Annotated in this window: 20 protein-coding genes and 1 tRNA gene; 6 read left to right on the top strand and 15 right to left on the bottom strand. The window is 57.8% G+C overall.

The genetic code is table 11. The annotated features are described in order from the left end of the window. The first annotated feature begins 18 nt into the window (after positions 1 to 18). From ACQQZ8_RS06250 to ACQQZ8_RS06240, 3 genes are all read left to right on the top strand, one after another. On the top strand, positions 19 to 996 hold the full coding sequence (locus ACQQZ8_RS06250; RefSeq protein WP_431711817.1) for a hypothetical protein: 978 nt from the start codon (positions 19 to 21) through the stop codon (positions 994 to 996). Further along, positions 997 to 2,511 carry a putative bifunctional diguanylate cyclase/phosphodiesterase gene (locus ACQQZ8_RS06245; protein WP_431711816.1) on the top strand — a complete coding sequence of 505 codons (1,515 nt, stop codon included), beginning with the start codon at positions 997 to 999 and terminating at the stop codon, positions 2,509 to 2,511. It begins immediately after the preceding gene. 110 nt (positions 2,512 to 2,621) lie between these two features. Beyond that, positions 2,622 to 3,005: a hypothetical protein gene (locus tag ACQQZ8_RS06240; RefSeq protein WP_431711815.1), complete on the top strand. Its 384-nt coding sequence runs from the start codon at positions 2,622 to 2,624 to the stop codon at positions 3,003 to 3,005. A 107-nt stretch (positions 3,006 to 3,112) separates the two neighbouring features. Here the strand turns inward: ACQQZ8_RS06240 and ACQQZ8_RS06235 are convergent, their stop codons facing one another. Then, on the bottom strand, positions 3,113 to 4,714 hold the full coding sequence (locus ACQQZ8_RS06235; protein WP_431711814.1) for a chitinase: 1,602 nt from the start codon (positions 4,712 to 4,714) through the stop codon (positions 3,113 to 3,115). Between the two features lie 250 nt (positions 4,715 to 4,964). On the opposite strand from ACQQZ8_RS06235, the gene ACQQZ8_RS06230 reads away from it, so the two are divergent. Next, the gene (locus tag ACQQZ8_RS06230) at positions 4,965 to 7,286 is read left to right on the top strand and encodes a glycosyltransferase family 2 protein (RefSeq protein ID WP_431712152.1); all 2,322 of its coding nucleotides are present in this window, start codon (positions 4,965 to 4,967) and stop codon (positions 7,284 to 7,286) included. An 83-nt stretch (positions 7,287 to 7,369) separates the two neighbouring features. Here ACQQZ8_RS06230 and idi read toward each other — a convergent pair whose 3' ends face one another. The 8 genes from idi to ACQQZ8_RS06190 form a co-directional block, all read right to left on the bottom strand. Further along, entirely contained in the window at positions 7,370 to 7,900 is a 531-nt protein-coding gene (idi, locus tag ACQQZ8_RS06225; protein ID WP_431711813.1) for an isopentenyl-diphosphate Delta-isomerase, read from the bottom strand. Between the two features lie 86 nt (positions 7,901 to 7,986). Beyond that, the gene (locus tag ACQQZ8_RS06220) at positions 7,987 to 8,853 is read right to left on the bottom strand and encodes a prenyltransferase (RefSeq protein ID WP_431711812.1); all 867 of its coding nucleotides are present in this window, start codon (positions 8,851 to 8,853) and stop codon (positions 7,987 to 7,989) included. Continuing rightward, positions 8,850 to 9,179 (bottom strand): lycopene cyclase domain-containing protein, encoded by a 330-nt coding sequence (locus tag ACQQZ8_RS06215; RefSeq protein ID WP_431711811.1) that lies wholly within the window; start codon positions 9,177 to 9,179, stop codon positions 8,850 to 8,852. Before ACQQZ8_RS06215 ends, ACQQZ8_RS06220 begins: the two co-directional genes overlap by 4 nt. After that, the gene (locus ACQQZ8_RS06210; RefSeq protein ID WP_431711810.1) at positions 9,176 to 9,511 is read right to left on the bottom strand and encodes a lycopene cyclase domain-containing protein; all 336 of its coding nucleotides are present in this window, start codon (positions 9,509 to 9,511) and stop codon (positions 9,176 to 9,178) included. Before ACQQZ8_RS06210 ends, ACQQZ8_RS06215 begins: the two co-directional genes overlap by 4 nt. Continuing rightward, complete coding sequence (crtI, locus tag ACQQZ8_RS06205) at positions 9,508 to 11,091, bottom strand: phytoene desaturase family protein (RefSeq protein ID WP_431711809.1); 1,584 nt, start codon at positions 11,089 to 11,091, stop codon at positions 9,508 to 9,510. The genes ACQQZ8_RS06210 and crtI overlap by 4 nt, the downstream gene beginning before the upstream one ends. Further along, positions 11,088 to 11,966, bottom strand: a complete 879-nt coding sequence (locus tag ACQQZ8_RS06200; RefSeq protein ID WP_431711808.1) for a phytoene/squalene synthase family protein — start codon at positions 11,964 to 11,966, stop codon at positions 11,088 to 11,090. Before ACQQZ8_RS06200 ends, crtI begins: the two co-directional genes overlap by 4 nt. A 4-nt stretch (positions 11,967 to 11,970) precedes the next feature. Further along, positions 11,971 to 13,062: a polyprenyl synthetase family protein gene (locus tag ACQQZ8_RS06195; RefSeq protein WP_431711807.1), complete on the bottom strand. Its 1,092-nt coding sequence runs from the start codon at positions 13,060 to 13,062 to the stop codon at positions 11,971 to 11,973. Next, positions 13,059 to 13,544, bottom strand: coding sequence for a MarR family winged helix-turn-helix transcriptional regulator (locus ACQQZ8_RS06190; protein WP_431711806.1), 486 nt, complete (start codon positions 13,542 to 13,544; stop codon positions 13,059 to 13,061). The genes ACQQZ8_RS06195 and ACQQZ8_RS06190 overlap by 4 nt, the downstream gene beginning before the upstream one ends. 116 nt (positions 13,545 to 13,660) lie before the next feature. Here ACQQZ8_RS06190 and ACQQZ8_RS06185 point away from each other — a divergent pair, with 116 nt between their 5' ends. Both ACQQZ8_RS06185 and ACQQZ8_RS06180 read left to right on the top strand, forming a co-directional pair. Continuing rightward, positions 13,661 to 14,482, top strand: a complete 822-nt coding sequence (locus tag ACQQZ8_RS06185) for a tryptophan-rich sensory protein (protein ID WP_431711805.1) — start codon at positions 13,661 to 13,663, stop codon at positions 14,480 to 14,482. Then, the gene (locus tag ACQQZ8_RS06180) at positions 14,479 to 15,966 is read left to right on the top strand and encodes an SDR family oxidoreductase (RefSeq protein ID WP_431711804.1); all 1,488 of its coding nucleotides are present in this window, start codon (positions 14,479 to 14,481) and stop codon (positions 15,964 to 15,966) included. The genes ACQQZ8_RS06185 and ACQQZ8_RS06180 overlap by 4 nt, the downstream gene beginning before the upstream one ends. 28 nt (positions 15,967 to 15,994) lie before the next feature. On the opposite strand, the gene ACQQZ8_RS06175 is transcribed toward ACQQZ8_RS06180, so the two are convergent. The 6 genes from ACQQZ8_RS06175 to bcp all read right to left on the bottom strand — a co-directional run bounded on the left by ACQQZ8_RS06175 (position 15,995) and on the right by bcp (position 20,217). Continuing rightward, positions 15,995 to 16,735: a glycosyltransferase family 2 protein gene (locus ACQQZ8_RS06175; protein ID WP_431711803.1), complete on the bottom strand. Its 741-nt coding sequence runs from the start codon at positions 16,733 to 16,735 to the stop codon at positions 15,995 to 15,997. After that, positions 16,732 to 17,343 carry a hypothetical protein gene (locus ACQQZ8_RS06170; protein ID WP_431711802.1) on the bottom strand — a complete coding sequence of 204 codons (612 nt, stop codon included), beginning with the start codon at positions 17,341 to 17,343 and terminating at the stop codon, positions 16,732 to 16,734. Before ACQQZ8_RS06170 ends, ACQQZ8_RS06175 begins: the two co-directional genes overlap by 4 nt. Before the next feature lie 80 nt (positions 17,344 to 17,423). Then, positions 17,424 to 18,812, bottom strand: coding sequence for a cryptochrome/photolyase family protein (locus ACQQZ8_RS06165; RefSeq protein ID WP_431711801.1), 1,389 nt, complete (start codon positions 18,810 to 18,812; stop codon positions 17,424 to 17,426). Positions 18,813 to 18,852: 40 nt separating this feature from the next. After that, positions 18,853 to 19,341, bottom strand: a complete 489-nt coding sequence (locus ACQQZ8_RS06160) for a MarR family winged helix-turn-helix transcriptional regulator (protein WP_431711800.1) — start codon at positions 19,339 to 19,341, stop codon at positions 18,853 to 18,855. A gap of 216 nt (positions 19,342 to 19,557) precedes the next feature. Next, positions 19,558 to 19,639: transfer RNA gene (locus ACQQZ8_RS06155), tRNA-Leu, on the bottom strand. Between the two features lie 86 nt (positions 19,640 to 19,725). After that, on the bottom strand, positions 19,726 to 20,217 hold the full coding sequence (gene bcp / locus ACQQZ8_RS06150; protein ID WP_431711799.1) for a thioredoxin-dependent thiol peroxidase: 492 nt from the start codon (positions 20,215 to 20,217) through the stop codon (positions 19,726 to 19,728). Between the last annotated feature and the right edge of the window lie 36 nt (positions 20,218 to 20,253).

The raw sequence follows: 20,253 nt of genomic DNA, 5'->3' as shown, positions 1-20,253 counted from the left end.
TAGTGCAATACTTATTCTGTGCAAGAACATCCACGCGTCCTCGGAGGACAATCCATCATCGGTGAAGTGCTCGCCGCTGCCAGTGATGGTGACTACCCGCGCGTACTAGAATTCGCTCCACTGGTGCTCGATCAAGCTGATCAGCACCCGGATGTTAAAGACCTCTGGCTTGTGCTGGACGCGTGGGGTACAGCGGCCCATGCGGTGGACGATTATGCGTTGATGAAACGGGTCGCCGAGCTGATGATCGATATCGCTCGTCAAGCGCAGAGCACCGAGTATGAAATCTTGGCTTTGCTGGAACGCTCGACCGCTGAACGTTGCGCCTTTGAGCACCAGGCTTCGCTGAATACAGCCCAGCTGGCGCTGCGGCTCGCCCGCGAACTGCCCCAAGACTCACCAGATTGGGTACGGATTTATCAGGTGATCATGGCTGCGCTGGTCGAGATCGGTGACCTTGATCAGGCATGGAGTTTCCATACCGATCTGGCTAGTTCGTTGCGGCTGGTTGCCGCCTCGCAAGAGCAAGCCAAAGGCTACTGGACGCTTGGAAATTTGGCCTTCATGGTCGGTAAACCGGCCCAAGGTGTGCAGTATCATCAACAGGCGGCCAGCCTGATGACTCCGGCAAATGACATGCTGATGTGGGCCCGCTTCAATCGTGCAAGCGCAGAGTTTCGGCTTCAAGCCGATATCACTGATGAAGCAACCCTCGACTGCCTCAAACGCGCGAAGCTCGCGTTCATGCTCATCGAGCCCGGGGATCTGGATGCGGTAGGACTGGCATTAACCGAATCCCGCATGCTCTCGGCCCAGCGCCAGGACGATCAGGCCTTGGAGAGACTCGAACGGTTTACGGCCCAATACAGCGGAGAGCCGGTCCATCTGGTCCCCCTGTTGCAGTGGTGGGCTGAACTCTTGGAGTCCAGACAGGATTGGTCCGGTGCTGAGGACAAACGAGCTCAGGCCACGCGAATCAGTACAAAGGGTCACTAAATGACTGCGGAACTGCCCGACCCACGATTAGAACAAATCGTCGAATCCGTCCTCCAAATATCGCGGGGCGACTTCTCCGTGAGCTTGACCCCCAGCCGTGAACGCGACGACTTAGATGCCATTATCGTGGGTATCCGTTCCATGGCTATCAGGCTCTCGGCCACCTACGACGAGCTCGAAAAACGTGTACGCCAGCGCACCGCGTTGCTAGAAGCAGCACGCGATCGATTGGAAGTCTTGGCATATACCGATGCCTTGACGTCGCTAGCGAATCGTCCGGCATTGCTCCGCGAACTGGCGGCTCGCTTAGATGGCATTCGGCGTGGTGAACCGCCGGTCACGCTGTTCCTTTTGGACTTGGACGGCTTCAAACCGATTAACGATATTCACGGGCATAGTGCCGGCGATAAGGTGCTGCAAGAAATTGCACGGCGACTCGTTTCCAGCCTACGCCCGCAAGACATGGCGGCCCGTCTGGGTGGAGATGAATTCGCCGTGTTGGTTCAGGCCGATACCGCGTCGGCTCGTGCTTTAGGTCAGCGCCTGTTGCAAGTCCTGAACAGTCCCATTCAAGTGGGCCCGGCAGTCATTACCGCCGGATGCAGCATTGGTTTTTGTCTCGGAATCGAATCCTTTACCGCCGAGGATTGGTTAGAGTGCGCGGACACGGCCATGTACGTGGCCAAACGCGATCCGAACCATAAGCTGCGAAATTTCGCCGATTATATGTTGCAGGAACGTCACCGCCGCGCCGCGTTGAGTGCCGAATTAGCGACCGCACTGAGCGACGGGCAAATCGCTCCGATTTATCAACCGGTGATACGACTCGAAGACCAACAACCGGTGGCAGTCGAAGCGCTGGCGCGGTGGAACCACCCCACCCTCGGTGTCCTTCCGCCGGCGATATTCCTCCCCTTATTGGAAAAAGCCGGCTTGCTCAACCAGCTCACCCGACGGCTCCTCGACGACGCACTGCGAGACTTAGCTCGCTGGCGTGCGCAGAGCGCAGTGGACGATGACTTCCGAGTTCAAGTCAACGTCAAACCCAAGGAACTGCGCGATCTCAGCTTTCCCGATTTAGTCACCGAACTTTTGCGCTGGCACAATGTCCCGGCACACGCACTCATTATCGAAGTGACCGAGGAAGATTTCATTTCGGGCGACAAACTCGACATGTATTCCTTCATTGCCCTACGCGAGTTGGGCGTGCGCGTTTATATTGACGACTTTGGCGCGGGATACGCTTCCTTCGGCTACCTCAGCAAGCTACCCATTGCCGGTATTAAGATCGATCGCACCATCACCACTGGCGTGGACTCCAATAAACAGCAGCGCGCGGTTATGAAATCGGTGATCGACCTAGCAGCCACCTGCGGTCTGGAATGCATCGTGGAGGGCGTGGAAACTCCTGAACAAGCGCGCACTCTGAGCGAGGTTGGTGCGAATCTGGTTCAGGGGTACCTCTACGGGTGGCCCGGTCCCTTCACATCTTCGAACAAAGTCCCAAATAAGTAAAATCTTTGGGTAGACTTTGGCTTACACAAATATTGTGATGTTGAACTCGTCGTAACCTTCAGGTGTAGCTTCGACGGTTCGGTTGGATATTGCTGGGGGGAATAATGAATGTGCAGTCGGCGGAGCTCGAACACGGCTCAGGCCATCAGTGCTGGGAACTGAGAGCTAGTGACGCTGGCTGGTTCCAGCTGGGTTTCACCGAGGGCACCGTAATTACCGAAGAGCTTGTCCAGGACATAGCTGAACACCTTCTGGAAATTCAGGCCAAAAACCCCATCCATCTGTTGATTCTCATCGCTGGGATCAGTGATGTGCGTCCTGAAGCGTCCACGCGCTTGGCTGCCTCGCATCCGTCAACACGGCTGGCCTTGCTCGGCTCAAGCCATATGGATCAAGTCTTGGCCGGTTTCATGATCTGTGATCTGAAGAATCCCCAGATCGCCAAGTACGTCACCAGCGTCGCCGAAGCGGAAGAACACTTCCGCACACTCTAGCCACTGCGTGCCCCGGTCTTCGAAGCTGCCATCAGCAAGCCGACTGCCGGACTCCAAAGGTGTGAACCCAAGGTCTCTCGGGTTCGCACCGTACTGAATCTAGTGACTCAGTCCGTGGTAGCTGAAGGCTGCGCGTCTGCAGATGCGGTTGCGGACGGATTCGCCTGCTCATCTAAGATTTTTTGAACCTCCGCATTGTCCAACACCTGCCACGGTGAGGCCGCGGCCCCCTGCAAGGCGGCCTGCGGCGACTGAGCTGTATTCCACCAGCGGGCCTGCAAGATACGATCCTCGAACCAGACCCGATCGCCTTCAGTGTAAGTTTCTTCCGGATCCCACTGCGGGTAGATTCCCTCGGGCGCCTTGAGCACCGTCAGCGGTTTATCACCCGGCAGCACTGGACCGACTAGCTGCCATGGCGAGGGTTGCCCATTGGTCGCCGGAGCGTCCGGGGCGTTGTTCTGGTTCCACCACTTGGCTTCGTAGACGTTCTTGCGCCACACGATCCGGTCACCTTCGACGTAGGCTGCTAGATCACTCCAGATCGGGTAGGGGCTTGTCGCAGGATCGTCCGCGATTTCCGTTTCAACCGGCGCTGACTGCACTGCCGCACTCGGTGTGGGCGAGGGAGCCGGTGACGGGGTGTGCCCCTCCAACACGGCGAGGCGCTGCGCAAATTCACCGGGGGCCTGCTGCACACCGCTGCAATTATTGGATACCCGGGTAAGGTCCGGGAAATTTTCCCCGCAGGACTGATCGCGGTTGGCGGACCAGAAGGAGATGCGTCCCAAACCCTTTTCCTGGACGAAGGCGTTGAGCTGCTCGGCATCCTGCAAGTCAAAGACTTCACCGAGCAAGTCATTTTGGCCAATCATCGGGGTCACCCCAATTTTGCGCCAGAGACTCTGTTCACCGAGCTGCTGAGAATGCTTGGCGTATATCGCATCCAGCTGTCGGTGCGCGGATTCGGCGGCCTCAATGGAGGCCTGACCCATGCTCTGCCTGGCGTCTCGGGTTTCGCCAAAGTTCATGGTCATCAGGTTCACACCAGCAAGTTCTACGCCCGCCGCCAGTACCCGTTCGACCTCGGCCAGACCTTCAGGCGCCATCCCGAAGGTAGCCGCAGGAAGGGTCAACCAGACTTCGACTGGAGTTTGTTCTTGAAGCAGCGCAACCGCTTCGGCCCGGCGTAATCCGCCGTCCAGATTGGTCAAATCATCTGCTTCGATATCCAGATCAAGGATCCGCGAATCGTAGCGTTCAAGAACCTGTCGGTAGCCCTGAGCAATTTGAGTGACATCTTCGCAGGCCGTTGCTAACTCATCGTTGAGTAATCCCCCGGAAGAAACCACCACCTGGCCACCCGCGTCATGGACGCGGGCTACTTTGCGTTCCAAATCGAAAGTCTCATTGGCTTCGTCCATGGTGTAGTAGCCGCCCCAGCTGGGAGTACAGCCCGCCTCCGGATGGGCCACCATGAAGCCTAAGACCACCCGCTCACCCCTGGAAATGTTCGATCCAATATCGTAAAAGGGTGTGGAGCTCGCATCGACATAAGCGCCGAACCATTGTTCACTTTGGTTAGCTGCTTGGCTATCTTTGGCTCGGAACCAGAGCCCGTAGCCCACGGCAATGAGTAGCGAAATGATGATGAGCAGTACGCTCAGGCGCAACCATGAGAGTCTGCGTCCTTGGAATTCAATGGCCATCGGTAACCTTCGTGAAAATACGGACGTCTCCAGTACCCGCAGGCACCTCGAAATCATGAATCGGAGCCCAGCCAAAGACATTGTCAGTCTATATTAAGCTGATGTTGTAAATATCCTAAGGGTGTGTTCTAGAATTAGCCGAATTCGAAAACTTGATGTGCTTAACTCGAGATCACAGAACTCCGGCAGCTCGGGACTAATTCACCGTAGCGCAAAACGGAACTAGCCTAGCTCCGTGAAGGGAACCCGCATGGGCGCAGCCAAACATTCCAATGACAATGTGACACTTCCGCAGCGTCGCCAGTGGGGTTCCGAGAAGCGCTCCGAACCGCTGTCGATCGTGCATCCCAAGCCATCTACCCGCAAATTGGCGTGGGGGCGTGTCGCGATTACCGCGACCGTCCTGGCGTGGGTGGGTTATCTGATCACTACCATTTTCCGGCAATTTGCGAATAATCCCGGCGCTGGCTTCCGTTTCCAGTTCGAAGCGATCATGTACCTGATCGTGGTGACCTTCCTGACCTTCTCAGCGCTCATGTATCTCACCGCGCGACAAGGGGCCATGCAACGTTTTGCCGCTCATCAGCGCGTACCTCGTGGTGAGTTGGATCGACACTTTCATCGCTATTCCGAGGGAATGACCGTTCTGGTTCCTAGCTATGCTGAGGAACCATCGGTAGTTCGAGCCACGCTGTGGTCAGCAGCCCTCCAAGAGTTCCCCAACTTACGGGTGGTGTTGCTCCTCGATGACCATCCCAATCCCAGCGATCCGCAGACTCTGACCAAGTTGAACGCAACTCGCGCTTTGGGTGCTGACATCGCTCAGGCACTGAGCGAACCAGCTGATTACAATCGAGCGGCGCTAGAGTCTTTTCTGGCTGACGTAGCCCGGGAACAAGCTCCTGAAGTTCTACTCGACCGGCTACGCGTTAGCTACCGGTGGTCAGCCGAATGGCTGGAATCTCTGGCACAAGCCGAAGAAGTCACGGATCACGTAGAGGAGTTTTTCGTCGATTCAGTGCTCATGGGCTTGGCTCGTGAGCTGCGCTTGACGTTATTAGCCTTGGACGCGGCTGCCGCACAACATCAGTACCCGGATCTTTTGCGTATGGAGGAATTGCATCTTCGTCTGGTGCGCATTTTCGAAGCGGAGATGGACTACTTCGAACGCAAAAGGTATGCCAGCCTGTCGCAGGAAGCGAATAAGGCAATGAACCTGAACTCCTATATCAGTGTCATGGGCAAGGATTGGTTGCCCGAGCAACGCGGCGATGCGCTGATCTTGCAACCCTATGACACCACCGATCTGGCCCCAGAGGATGTTCCGGAAGATGTTCTGCGCGTGCCCGATAGCGCCTATATCCTCACCCTGGATGCCGACTCACTGCTCTTACGGGACTACTGTCTGCGTCTGGTGTACTTCTTGGAATCCGAGGAGAACTCCCAGGTCGCCGTGGTCCAGACCCCCTATTCGTCCTTTCGCGGCGCACCCACCCGCATTGAACGTGTCGCCGGAGCCACCACGGACATTCAGCATATTTTGCATCAGGGCATGACCCACTATGACGCCACGTTCTGGGTTGGCGCGAACGCTGTCATTCGCAAACGCGCACTGCAGGACATTGAACAGATCAGCACGGTGGGCGGTTATCAGATTCACACCTATGTCCAAGACCGGACAGTGATTGAAGATACCGAGTCGAGTATCGACCTGGGGGTCTATGGTTGGACCCTCGCGAATTACCCGGAACGGCTCAGTTACAGCGCCACTCCCCCGGATTTCGGTTCCTTGGTCGTGCAGCGCCGTCGCTGGGCTAATGGTGGGTTGCTGATCCTTCCCAAACTGTGGCAACAAGCACGAAGCCGCAGGCGCACCGATAATCCTATGCGGTTGCGTGAATTCTTGGTGCGGATCAATTACATGGCATCCATTGCCTGGGCAAGTTTCGGTTTGGTGTTCCTGCTGGCTTACCCCTATGACAGCCGCCTGCTCAGCCCCATGATCTTTGCCGCGGCCATCCCTTACTTCCTGTGCATGGGTAGCGACCTGCGGGATTGTGGACACAGATTCAGTGATATTTTCCGTATCTATGGCTTTAACTTGGTGCTGCTGGTGGTCAATCTGGCCGGTGTCCTCAAATCCATCCAACAGGCCTTCACCGGCCAGAAGATCCCCTTTGCGCGTACTCCGAAGGTACGTAACCGCACCGCTGCCCCTGCCCTGCATGTGGCAGTACCCTACCTGATCGTGTTCTTCTCGCTGTTCACCCTGTGGCGGGACCTGGAACAACAGAACTGGGGCAATGCGGCGTTTGCTGCCATTAACGCCACCTTGGCCGCCTACGCCATCCGGTCCTATATCGGCGTGAAGAACTCGATTGCCGACTTGGTATTGGGCATCGTTTCCTGGCTGTTTGTCACTCCGCGGACCAAAGCACAGCCCGCACCGGAATACCCACAAGCCACCCCCGAATCAACCGACTGGGCCACGATCCTTTATCAGGGCGATCGGCGCCTCAATCGTGACCTGCGTGGCTCTGAGGATCGACGTAAGCGCATTGGTATCCGTTAGTGCTTAGAGCAGTGCCCCCGGACCGTAGATTCGTTCTACGGTCCGGGGGCACTGTACTGAATACCCAGTAGCTGGAGCCGCTCCTACAGGCCTGCGTGATAGATCCGCAGTTGTGGGCGCTGCTCGACCAACCAGGGGCTGAAAGCCCACGGGGTGGCGTCCACGGACTGCGCCAGATCTTGCGGGTTAACCCACTGCCAATCCACCACCTCGGCGGGATTAGGCTGAAGCTCCCCCACCAGGCGCGCGGTGTAGACCGGGCAAATTTCATTCTCCACAATGCCCGAGGCATCTACGGCGCGGTATCGGAAGTCGGGTAGCTGAATCTGCAGATCCTCAATCTTGCAGCCCAACTCCACTTCAGCGTGGCGTCGTATCGCATCCAGTGGGTCTTCCCCGGGTTGTGGGTGACCGCAGAAAGAGTTGGTCCATACTCCGGGCCAGGTGATTTTGGACATTGCCCGGCGCGTGACCAGTACCTGTCCCTGATCGTTAAACAGGTGGCAGGAAAAGGCCAGGTGTAGGGCGGTATCTGTGGTGTGGACTAATGCCTTACTCTGCGATCCGATCGGTTCCCCGGTGTCGGAGAGCAGTACCACATCTAATTCTTCCACCGTGTATCAGCCAGCTTTCTTATACTTTGAACGGTTCTTCAACCATAGCCCGGTCTTCGGGCTCACGAATTTGGAGGTGGTGCCGGTCACTGGGTTAGTGCGATGTAAATCAGCAACATGGTCAGCAGGAACCCACACAGGTAGTTCAACCAGAGAAAACGAACCCAGCCACGGTGTGCGCGGGCCGAATCCTGATCGCTCAGGTTCAGGTAGGGCAACACGTTGAGCAGATATGGGAGCGCCAACACGGCCGCCCAGCGTTCGGCTCCGGAGAGGAACAGGACCAAGATCGCGGCGATCACGTACCACACAGCTACCAGGCGGGCGGTGGTCTGTGCGCCGAGTACCGTGGCGATTGACCCCAGACCGGCTTGTCGATCCGGTTCAATATCTTGGATTGCCCCCAGCGCATGCGAAGCCATTCCCCAGAGGAAGAAGGCCCCGAATGCTGCCAAAGCAGCCCCACCCAAGGAGCTGTCCGCGAGCAACCACCCGTAGACACCCGGAGAGACAAAGTGGGTCGCGCTGGTCACCGAGTCTAAGAACGGACGTTCTTTGAAGCGCAACCGTGGAGCACTGTACGCCAGGAGTGCAAACACCGAAATACTCAACGCGAGGTTAGCTTCCGCGTTCCCACCCCAGAGCAGAACCAGCAGAAATGGCAGTGCCACGATGGCGCAGGCCCACAGCACCTTACGATGGACCGCGCGTTCCAGTAAGGCTCCTTCGGCTCCACCCTTGCGCGGGTTGCGTAGGTCCGACTCGTAATCAAAGACATCATTGATGCCGTACATGACCAAGTTATAGGGCACTAGGAAGAAGATGGTTCCGACGATCCATAACCAATCGAGCCCTCCACCTGCTAAGAGGTAGGCGGCGGCAAAGGGATAGGCGGTATTGATCCAAGACACTGGCCTGGATGTGAGCGTCAGGGATTTCAACAGCTGTGTCATGCCTGCTCCTCAACTTGTTGCGGTTTGCGTCCGCCAAAGAGCCACCACAATGCTGGCATGAACATCACCGCACACAGCGGGTAGAGGAAATCTTCCACTGGAGCCAGCCCCAGGTGCACGCCCACGAGGAGGTGCTGTCCGTAATCGAAGAGCCCGGAGGCGATCATGACATTGTCAAAGATCGCGGTGAGCACAAAGAGTGTCACGGTGGCCACGATTAATGAACTGAGCACCCGGCGAATCGGGATTCGCCGCAACCGGAGGGCAAGTATGAGCAGGAGTAAGGATCCGGCCACGAAAAATAGCCCCATCTGAATAAAGCTCATGCGTCCTCCCGGAGCTGAGTCTTGGCCCGAGCCTTACGCAAGACTGGCCAACCGTTCACCAAAATCATGACTTGATAGCACAGGAAGAGGAGAAAAAAGATCTCTTCCAGTGGCAGTTGGTCAGCCACCATCACTCCGGTCATCCACTGGGAATCGCGGTGCAGGAAGATCCCTTCGGCGATGGCTAGGACATCCCAGAGAACAAAAATTCCAGTGCCCGCGGCCAGCGAGAGCAGGGCAGGTATGGGCCGGTCAAAGACGAATAGTTTGAAGCGGGCATCAAGCGCCAGCATGCAGCCGATCAAAGCCAGCAGGATCAGCAGATAGGTCATTGGTGCTGTTCCAACCTTCGCGTCGTGGGCACTGCGGTTAACGGACCGGGCGTGGTGATCTTCGAAACGGCCTTGGTCACCAGTTCCGCACTAATCAGGCACATGGGAATACCAATGCCCGGACGCACCGAGGAACCGGCATAGTACAAGCCTGGCACCTTCGGGTTGTGATTCCCCGGGCGGAAGAACGCACTTTGCCCAAGCGTGTGGGCTAGCCCTAAGGCGCCACCCTGCCATGCGCCGACATTCTGCGCGAAGTCGGCGGGACCGTAACTTTGCCGCAGCACAATCCGGTCGCGCAAATCCGCAATCCCTGCCCAAGCGGCTATTTGATCAATGGCGGCCTCAGCGACTCGTTCCACCATTGGGTCACCACTCCCCTCGCTGCCACCGCGCCCCCAGGCGAGGTTTGCCGGGGCCGGGACCAAAACAAAGAGGTTTTCATGTCCCTCGGGTGCCACACTCGAATCGCTATGGCTGGGCATGCACACATAGATGCTGGTCTCTTGTTCCAACGGTTGCCCGTTGTGGATGCGCGAAAAGTTCTCGTCCCAATCTTTGGTGAAAAACAGGTTGTGGTGTTCCAGCTGGGGTAGCTTTCCACGGACTCCTAGACAGAGCAGGACGGCGCTGGGTCCGGGATCCGCACGCGTCCATTGTCGTTTGGAACGCGTATGTAGCTTCGGGTCCAATAAGTGATGCTCTAGGTGATGCAGATCCGCCGCCCCGACCACTACATCCACCTCTTGCTGATGGATTTTTCCATCGGCGTCGCTCCACTGCACCGCACTGACCGCACCGTTCGGGCCGTCGGTCGATAGACCGATCACCCGTGAATTGGTTTCGAGCCGTGCGCCGGCCTGACTGGTGGTGTCGGCCATCGCATCAACCAACGCATTGAAACCGCCCATCGGGTAACGGACTCCCTCAACCAAGTCGAGGTGGCTCATCAGGTGATATAGGGCCGGGGTGCGCCGCGGACTACTGCCCAGAAAAACGGAGGGGTAACCCAAAATTTGGCGGAGGCGCCAGTCGTTAAAACGAGTGGCGGCGTGCCGGTGCAAAGACCCCGTCAGTAAAGGTAGCAACTGCGGAAGCCTGCTGAGTATTGGCCCCTGGATGAGGTTGGTGAGCTTGGCGAAGTCATCGTAAAGGAAATAGTCCAGGGCCAGCCGATAGCTATCGCTGGCCTGTGCCAGATACTTTTGCAGTTGCGCTCCGGCACCGGTTTCCAGTGATTCAAAAACTTCGACAGCGTTGGCCGGGTTCAAATCCACTGGTTCTTCACCTTCAAAGAAGGTGCGATAGGAGGTCGCTAATTCTTTGAGGTCTAAGGCTTGGTCCACGGAGGTGCCCATGAGCTCAAACCAATGCTCAAAGACTTCCGGCATGAGATACCAGGAGGGCCCGGTATCGAAGGTGAATCCGTCACGGTGCAGGCGTCCGGCGCGGCCACCTAAATGTTCTCCCTGTTCTAGCAGGGTCACCCGGTGTCCGGCTGCGGCGAGCAGACCTGCGCTGGCCAGACCGGCGAATCCACCGCCAATGACGATCACGGATTGTGTCTGGGGTGTGCTCATACGTGGCTCCTGTGTTTAGCCGGGAGGAAAGTGCCGGCGGCGATCAGCGCCTTGCGTCCGTTGGAAACTGAAATTCTGCGTTGGAGCAGTTCGTCCGCAGGGGTGCGCGCCAGTTTGTCGTTGAGTTCGCTAAAGAGTCCGTGGGCCATGCGTACCGCTTGGGCTGCCCGCGGAGCCAGGTAGGCAACCCCTTTCAGGGCTGCGGCGAGGTCATCATTGATTTCTTGGACCAGTGCTCGTTTGGCGCTCTCATCAAATTGGGTGGGCTGGGTTCCCGGTAAGTAGTTCCGACCCAATTCTTCGCTGTCGGTCGCCAGGTCGCGCAGAAAGTTCACTTTTTGGAAGGCTGCGCCTAAGCGTTTGGCGGCCTGGACGGTAATCCCCTCGGGGTCTGGCCGGGCTCCGGGCATTTTTTGGAATACCTTTAGGCACATTAGGCCGACGACTTCCGCCGAACCGTAAATGTAGTCCTGCAAGGAATCGCTGTTGTGGTCTTTGCGTGAAAGGTCTTGGCGCATGGAGGCAAAGAAGGGAGTCGTCAGATCCAGACCGATCCCATGTTCGCGGGCGGTGCAGGCAAAGGCATGCACAACCAGGTTCGTGCTGTACCCGCTGTGCAGCGCCGCGGTGGTTTCTTCTTCCAACCGATCCAGCGCCTGAGCAATGGCCGGTGTGGCTAGACCCGCTTCGCTGGCCACCCCGTCAACGACCTCGTCGGCGAGCCTGACCAAGGCGTAGATATTGGAGATGTGCTCGCGGGTTTCTTTGCCCAGTAGCCTGCAGGCTAAGGAAAAAGAGGTTGAGTACTGTCCGATGACCACCCGTGCGCTGCGTGATGCGGTGCGCGTATACAGATGTAATGCACTGATACTCATGCTCTTAGGCTTTCCGTTCCAAGATAAACGTGGCGTAGGCGCGCAACTCATCTTGTGTTTGTTGCGGCAGTCTCATGAAATGCGTGGATTGCAGTGCCGCGGTGCACAGTGACTCGGCAAGCATGCGCGCGGTCTGCGCAGCCCCGGAGGCCTGCAGCGCGAGACGCAATTGTTCGAGGCTGCTTTGCCCGGCACGAAAGGAGGCAAGTTCGGCGCTAAATTCTGGATCTTCGGCAGCCAGGGCAGTGAGTACCGTGCTTTTGCCTTCCCGCAGATCCGATTCCACCGATTTTCCGGTAGTTTGTGGGTCGCCAAAACACCCCAGGATGTCATCCACGATCTGGTAGGCCACACCCAGCCGACAGCCGATTTCACTGAGTCCCGCAGCATCACTTTCACTGGCTCCGGCGAGCAAGGCACCACAGAGCAACGGCAGCTGGAAGGAATACCCGGCGGTTTTCAGCTCTTCCATGCGTAGCACTTCGGCGGTGTTGGCCGGGCTACTTTGCACGGAATACAGCAGGTCTTCTAACTCCCCTGCCCCGGCTTGCACCACGGCAAGGTCGAAAAATTGGGCGATCGTATCCGCCATCGGTAATCCGGCCGCGGCCTGTCCGGCCTGCCTGATTGCTGCAGACAAGAGCAAATCTCCGGCAATGATTGCGGCGCTTGCCCCCACATGCTCGGCGTCCGGCACGGACATCGATGCTTCTTGGGCGCGATCCCGGTAATGCGCCGAGAGAGTGGGCTCGCCGCGTCGAATGAAGTCGCGATCGATCACGTCATCATGAATCAGTAGCGCTGAGTGCAGAAGTTCAAAGGCGCACCCTAGGGCCACGCTGCGGGCGGGATCTTGACCGCCGAAGCTGCGGTAACCGAGTCCAACGAGTTTAGGACGAGTGAGTTTTCCGGCCCCCACGGTCGGTGCCACCAGCCTCCAGAGGGCTGCGGTTTCGGAGGAGAAGCGTGCTGCTCGGTGAATCTGATCCGTTAGGAGTCGATCCAGCTGTTGACGGATCAGGTCTTCCTCGGCGCCACGAGCGTCAGCAGTACTGCTTTGCCGGGTTGAGTTAGGTCCAAGATGAAGGGTTGTCATTTCTGATCATTTCGCTGGTGGGGGCTGGGTACGGTCAGCTGCAGGATCGTTCGTTCCATTCGAGAACTTAGATCCCGCAAGAAAATCAGCATCTGCTCTCGCGCAGACTCCGGCATCCGACAAATGGCGGCATCAGCATCACGCAGCAGGGCCTTCGCCGCGAGGAATGGGTCCGCAATAAGTTCTCCATTGACGGCAATACTACTTCGGCGGCGATCCGTGGGGTGCATGGTACGTGTGATGTAACCGCGTGTCTCTAAACGATCGAGCACCGTCGTGGTGGCAGCGGTACTGATGTTCAGCTCCGCCGCTAACTGTCCAGGTCCAAAGTCCCCGTGTTCGCATAAAAGCTTCAAGGCCTTGAAATCGGTGATATTCAAGCCCAACTGGTCTCGGGTGACGGTGTCGGCGGCTTGACAGTGGTCAATAATTTCTTGAAACAAACGGGCCGCCTCCCTTGTGGTCTTTCCTGTACGTTCCATGACAAAATCTCTTACATGGTTGATTGTTAGCTAAGTTAGATACATCATTGTTTAGATAATTTCATATGTCCAGCGTATTTCCCAAACTCACAGAGTTTCACCGAAGGAGAAGACAGATGGAACAAACGAGCAATTCGACGCGACCCGCCTCTCTCGGGGTGAGCATCCTAACGGCACTGGCTATGGCGGTAGCGATTTTCGGCGCGTTCCTCGGAAGTGGAGCGCTTGGCGGAACATCAGTCAACGATTCCGCCGGCGGCTGGCTCGACACCAACTCCACACTGCTTTCGCCGGCCGGGACCGCATTTAGCATCTGGAGTTTCATCTATCTTGGGCTCGTGGTGTACGCGATCTGGCAGTTCTTCCCGCAAGCACGTTCCTCGGCCCTGCAGCGTGAACTTCGGGCGTGGATCATCGCCTCGGCATTGCTGAACGCCGCCTGGATCGGCGTGGTGCAGCTGGATTCCCTGCCTGGATCCCTCGTGGTCATCCTCTTGCTGTTGGTGACTTTGATTCGCATCATGCTGCTACTGATCCGCACCCCTGCGAACACCACCTTCGAACGCTGGCTGATGTGGATTGTCTTCGGGGTGTACTTGGGCTGGGTTAATGTGGCAGCCATTGCCAACACTTCGGCGCTGCTGGGCTCGCTAGGAGTAGGCGAAGGAGAATCGTGGATCACCGGGGCCGCGGTGGCCTTATTGGCTGTGGCCGCGCTCATCGCTTTGCTCACCACCTGGTACAACCGGGGACATCTTGGAGTAGCCGCTGCCATGGCCTGGGGCATCTTCTGGATCGGCATCAGCCGGCAAAGCGAGCCCAATGCCTCCGAGCTGGTCTCGATCTGCGCGTTCATTGCCAGTGGGGTAATCGTGCTGGGCGCGTTGGCCTTGCGTTTCCTGCTGCCTCGGCGCGCAGCTCAGGGAATTGACCAATGAGCGTCGTAGCCGTCACGGGTGCTACCGGGTATATCGGCGGACGTCTCGTACCTTTGCTCCTTGAACAGGGGCACCGTGTGAAGGTGCTCTCCCGCCGCCCTGAGATACTTCGCGATATTCCCTGGAAAGATCAGGTTGAAGTAATCCAGGGAGATCTGAGCGACCCGGAAGCTGCCGCGCAACTCTGTGCGCAGAGTGAGGTGTTCTTCTATCTGGTTCATTCGATGGCCACCTCCTCGAATTTTGCCCAACTAGAACGCGAATGCGCCCACACGGTAGCCACCGCCGCTCGTGAAGCCGGGGTGAAACAGCTGGTTTACCTCTCCGGGTTACACCCCGACGGGGAGTTGAGTCCGCACCTGAGCTCGCGGGTAGCCGTAGGAGAAATCCTTCAAGACAGTTCGGTACCCACCCTCATCTTGCAGGCAGGTCTGGTCATTGGTTCGGGGTCGGCCAGCTTTGAAATGGTCCGGCACCTGTGTGATGTGCTGCCCGTGATGCCGGCCCCACGCTGGGTGCTCAATGAGGTGCAGCCGATCGCGGTCCGCGATATTTTGTATTACTTAGCTCAGGCAGCCAAACTGCCCGAACCGGTGAACGCCTGTGTCGATGTGGGTGGACCGCAAGCCCATAGCTATGCGGACCTGATGCGTATCTACGCGGACGCGGCCGGCATTAGAAGGCCGCGCATACTGGCTCTGCCAGTGTTAACTCCGTGGCTGGCCGCCCAGTGGGTCAATCTGGTCACCCCGATCCCGCGATCCTTGGCCGTGCCCTTGGTGGGCTCGCTACAACATGATTGTGTGGTCCGAAACTGGGAGATCCACCAGCTCATCCCACCTCCGAAGGAAGGACTGACCGATTACCGGCAGGCCGTGAACCTAGCCCTGGAAAAGATCCGCGCCGATGCGGTCCAAACCAGTTGGGCCACCGCTCACCCGGTCAGCGCCCCAGGTGAACCCCTCCCCTCGGACCCGCAGTGGGCCGGTCGTCGGGTTTATCAGGACCGTCGCGAACGCCTCACCACCGCCGGGAGCAAGGAACTGTTTACGGTCATCTGTGGTTTAGGCGGGGATCGCGGCTATTACTCCTTACCCGTGGCGTGGCGCTTGCGCGGAGTGCTCGACAAACTCGTCGGCGGAGTGGGACTCATTCGCGGCCGACGCAATCCCAATAATTTAGTCTTGGGAGATGTCGTGGACTGGTGGAAGGTCGAAGCCCTCGAAGAGTCACGGATGCTGCGCCTCCGCGCCGAAATGCGCGTGCCAGGCCGGGCTTGGCTGGAATTCAGCCTGAGCCCGGAGGAAGGAAAGACACGTTATACCCAGCGCGCAATTTTCTTCCCCCGGTCCTTAGCCGGCAGGCTCTATTGGTGGTCCATGATGCCCTTTCACGGGCTGATCTTCTCCTCCATGGCACGCCGCGTCGTCACAGCAGCCGAAGAGCTGAGCGCTCAAGCGCCAGCGGACCCGGCTGCTGACTGACCGTGATCGTTCATGGGTCGGGCGCGGGTTAACGTCCCGAAGGCAGGCCAAGCCGGGTGTGCCAACGCCGAAAGATAAGTTCCCGTCCACCGTTGGCCTGCAAGGTTCGCCACGCCCGACTCATCGAATCACGCAACGCACCGTCGCGAAGGAAAACGCGCCCCGCGGCGCGCACGCGAAGTCTGGCATCAAAGACCACTCGGACACTGTCCGGTAAATTGCAGCTGATGTCCAGATCATCATGGAGAGCCGCCTCATCCAGATGCAGGTTCGGTTCAACCTGCGCCCAGAGTTCGCGCCGAAACGCCATATTGGAGCCCCAGAGGGGAACGCGGGCCAAAGCTGCGCCGAACCCACCAAAGTAGGCGGCAGCGTAGAATCCAGATCCGATGCTCCTGGCCCACCGGGGTAAGTCCGTGAAGTAGCCCGGACCGGTCAGTGCATCCAATTCGGGGTCTTCCGCAAATCGGGCGGCAATCCGTTCTAACCACTGCGCATCCGGCAAAGTATCGGCGTCACAGCGCACAATCACCGCTTCGTGTGCCTGGTTGTAACCAGCGGCGGAGGCGGATGCGATACCTGGACGCGGCTCAAAGATCACTGTAGTTCCGGCGGTGCTGTGAGCTAGCTCGGCACTGTGATCGGTACTGCCGTTATCGACAACGATGATCTGTTGCGGCTGATAAGTCTGCAGGGCTAATGCTTGCAAGAGATTCTTTAAGTGTGCCTGATCGTTGAGGACTGGAATCACCACGCTCAGACCGATCACAGTCCATCCCGCCTACCGTGCGGGCGCCGTAACATCAGCACTGCCGCGGCGGCTGCGCCGAGCAATCCCGCACCCAGATCGCCAATGGTGTCGCGGTATCCCACGCCTACCGCCGAATCGATGAAGTCGTGGCCGAACCACTCCCCAATCTCCCACAACACGGCCAGCAGCGAGCCGACAGAGAGCATCATCAGGGCCTGTCCCCATCGGGTTTGACGGGTCTCCGGCGCGGTAATCCACCGGTGCGTGCGCAAAGCATCATGCAGTAAGAGGGTCAGCACCCAGAGCATGGTGGTGTGCACGGCCAGATCTAGCCAGCTCACCTGCTGGTAGGTGCCCATGACGCTGAACAACCCCGAGGCCAGAAGCACGATTTGTCCGAAGAAGTCCCGCCAGCGCGTCAGACTATAAAAGCGCAACGCCCAGGTGCCACCGCTGACCAGGAGCATCACCACCGCTTCAAGGATTCCCCACTGCCACCAACTGAACCCAACTAACGCCAAAGACAGCAGCCGCAGAATGTCGTTGGCATGGAATACAAAGTGACCTTCGTATCCCCGGCCCACGGCAGCGTCCCGCTTCGTGCGCTCGATCGTTGGTTCCTTCACAGTTCCCGCTCCTTTGGATGGGTTCACATGTCCTCAAGTGTTTGCGGTGCCCGCACTCGGACACCGCACCCATGCAGTGCCTAGCCCTGCCGCTTCTCGTCCTTGATTTGAGCGTAGGCCGCTAAGGCCGCAGCTCGCGATTCCTTCAGATCCACCAGTGGCTGAGCACTGAGCGGGGCAAACCGCGCCACATAGGAGCCTTGCGGATCAAACTTCTTTGCTTGCAACTCGGGATTGAAGATCCGGAAAAACGGTGCGGCGTCGGTACCGCTGCCAGCCACCCACTGCCAATTAACGGTGTTGCTGGCTAAGTCGGCGTCAACCAATGTATCCCAGAACCATTGCTCGCCATCCTTCCAATGCACCCCGAGATTTTTCACCAAGAAGCTGGCGGTAACCATCCGCACCCGATTGTGCATCCACCCGGTATCCCAGAGTTCTAGCATGCCGGCATCCACCAAGCCGTAGCCGGTCTCCCCCGACTGCCACGCGGATAGGAACTCGGCTGCCAGCTCGTCATCCTGCGCGCGAGTCCAATCCATGGAGTCGAACTCAGGCCGGAAATTCTGGGTGGGCATTTGCGGGAAGTGGTACAGCAAGTGCCAGCAGAACTCCCGCCAGATCACTTGGCGTCGTAGCGCCGCAGCACCTTCCGGATCTGCGTGCTGGCCAATCTGCTTGGTCAGCGCAGTTACCACCTGCACCGGGCTGAGATGCCCCCAGCGCAGGGCCGGTGACAGCCGCGAGGTGCCTTCCCGGTCCGGCCGATCACGTTCCTGGGTGTAGTTCTCAGCGATATTGGCTAAGACGTCTTCCAGCCGCTGTTGCGCCGAGCTTTCCCCCGGTGTCCACCACGCGTGGAGTTTCTCGCCCCAGTCCGGCTTCTGTGGCAGCAAGTCTAATTGGTCGAGCTTCACACCGGGCGGCTCGCCCTCGAACTCCACCTGAGCTTGGGTTTCCGGCACTTCCAGCACGGGCCGGAAAGTAGCAGCGAGGATCTGTCGGTGAAATGCGGCAAAGACCTTATAGGGCTGGTTCTGGCCGTTGCTAAGCTGCCACGGTTCAACCAGAAGACTTGCCGCATGGCTGTGCGCTTCGATGCCTTGGTTTTGTAAGGCGGATTTAATCTGCGCATCGATCTCCCGCTCGGCTAGCGCGTATCTGCGGTTCCAATGAACTTGGGAAATGTCGAGTTCATCGCTGAGCTTTTGGAAAATTTCTGGCGCTTCCCCGCGAAAGAGCAGCAGCGGAACACCGTGCGAGGCTAGTTCCTCGGAGAGGTCCGCTAATGCATGATGCAGCCACCAACGTGCGGCCCCACCCAGTGGTCGAATCCCTGTGCTCTGTTCATCCAGGATATAGAGCGCGACACTCGGTCCAGCCTCCATGGCTGCCACCAATGCTGGATTATCGGCTAGACGCAGGTCATCACGGAACCAGACAAGATTGAGTGCGGAATTTTTTCTCACACTCTCCAGCCTAGTGCCAGAATCTGACGGCCCGCTCCATTTACGGGGAATCGAGCGAAATCATCGCCGATTCCAGATCATCGGCGGATTCGGCAAGGTATCGGATGACAATCTCACGCTCGGCGACGCTGAGCCTGCGTGCGGCTTCAAAACGCACGGCGTGGATCTTACCCACCTGCTCACGGGCAGCCAGGTGAGTTTCGGCGGTAATCTGCAAGTATTGCGACCGGCGATCCTGAGGATGCGGATGCCGGGTAAGGTGTCCGCCTTTTTCTAACCGGTCCAGCATTTTAGTCACCGAAGCAGAGCTGACGTTTAAATATTTGGCCAGTTGTCCGGGAGTGACGAAATCTCCTCGATGCTTGGCCACGATCAGCCGCCGAAGGGCCCGCATGTCGGTCTCGTTGAGCTTCATAAAGCGCTGCGACGCTTGGGAAATTTTTCGTTCGACCGCACGCAGGCGTCCCATCTGAGCCATGATCAAATCGATTTGTTCTAATTCCATGGGGCTCATGCCGGCGCGATCCACGAGTGCACCTTTCGGATCGCTAGAGGACAAGCTAAAAGTTGTGGGCAGAGGCTCACGTTCCATTATTGGCTCTCCGTCCCATTTATGCTCTGTCGATCGTGCCAATCCATCATACGACCACCACAAACGTTCCGGGACGCAGAGTGATCAAATTGGCGACAAAAAAGCCTTGCAATTCGCGCCGTCCGGCACCTTTGCAAGGCTTTTCCTGTTTTGTACGAGTGGAGAGACTTGAACTCTCACGTCCGAAGACACTGGAACCTAAATCCAGCGCGTCTACCAATTCCGCCACACTCGCTCACGCTACACCGACCATCTCTGGCCCGTGCGACCTAAATCAGTGTAGCGGAAAAATCGGCCGATAAAAAATCGGAGCCTTTGTCCCTACTTCGGGTCGATCCCCAAGTCGCGACGCAACTTCGCAACATGGCCGGTGGCCCGTACGTTGTACTGCGCCAAGGAGACCTTGCCTTCTTCGTCAACAACAATGGTGGAACGAATGAGTCCTTCATAGACTCGCCCGTAGTTCTTCTTCTCTCCCCAGGCACCATAGGCCTCCGAGACAGTATGTTCCGGATCTGACAAGAGCGGGAAATTCAGCTCTTCCTTGCTCGCAAACTTTTCCAATTTGGTGGTCTGATCCGGGGAGATGCCAACCACTGCGTAACCCAAGCCCTGCAGTGATTCCAGAGAATCCCTAAAATCGCAGGCCTGCTTGGTGCAGCCCGGAGTGGAAGCTGCAGGGTAGAAGTAGACAATTGTCTTCTTGCCGCGGAAATCCGCGAGCGAAACCGAATTACCTTCAGAGTCACTCAAAGTGAATGCTGGTGCGGTATCCCCCACAGCAAGGCGCTTGGCAGTTGCTTCGGTAGTCATGCGTATCCCCTTCATCCGGTTTGCGGTATACAAAAA

Origin of the sequence: Glutamicibacter uratoxydans, assembly GCF_050753455.1 — a bacterium.
GTDB classification, from domain to species: Bacteria; Actinomycetota; Actinomycetes; order Actinomycetales; family Micrococcaceae; genus Glutamicibacter; species Glutamicibacter uratoxydans_A.
The sequence above is the reverse complement of the archived record's forward strand: the minus strand, read 5'-3'. Positions and strand labels throughout refer to the sequence as shown.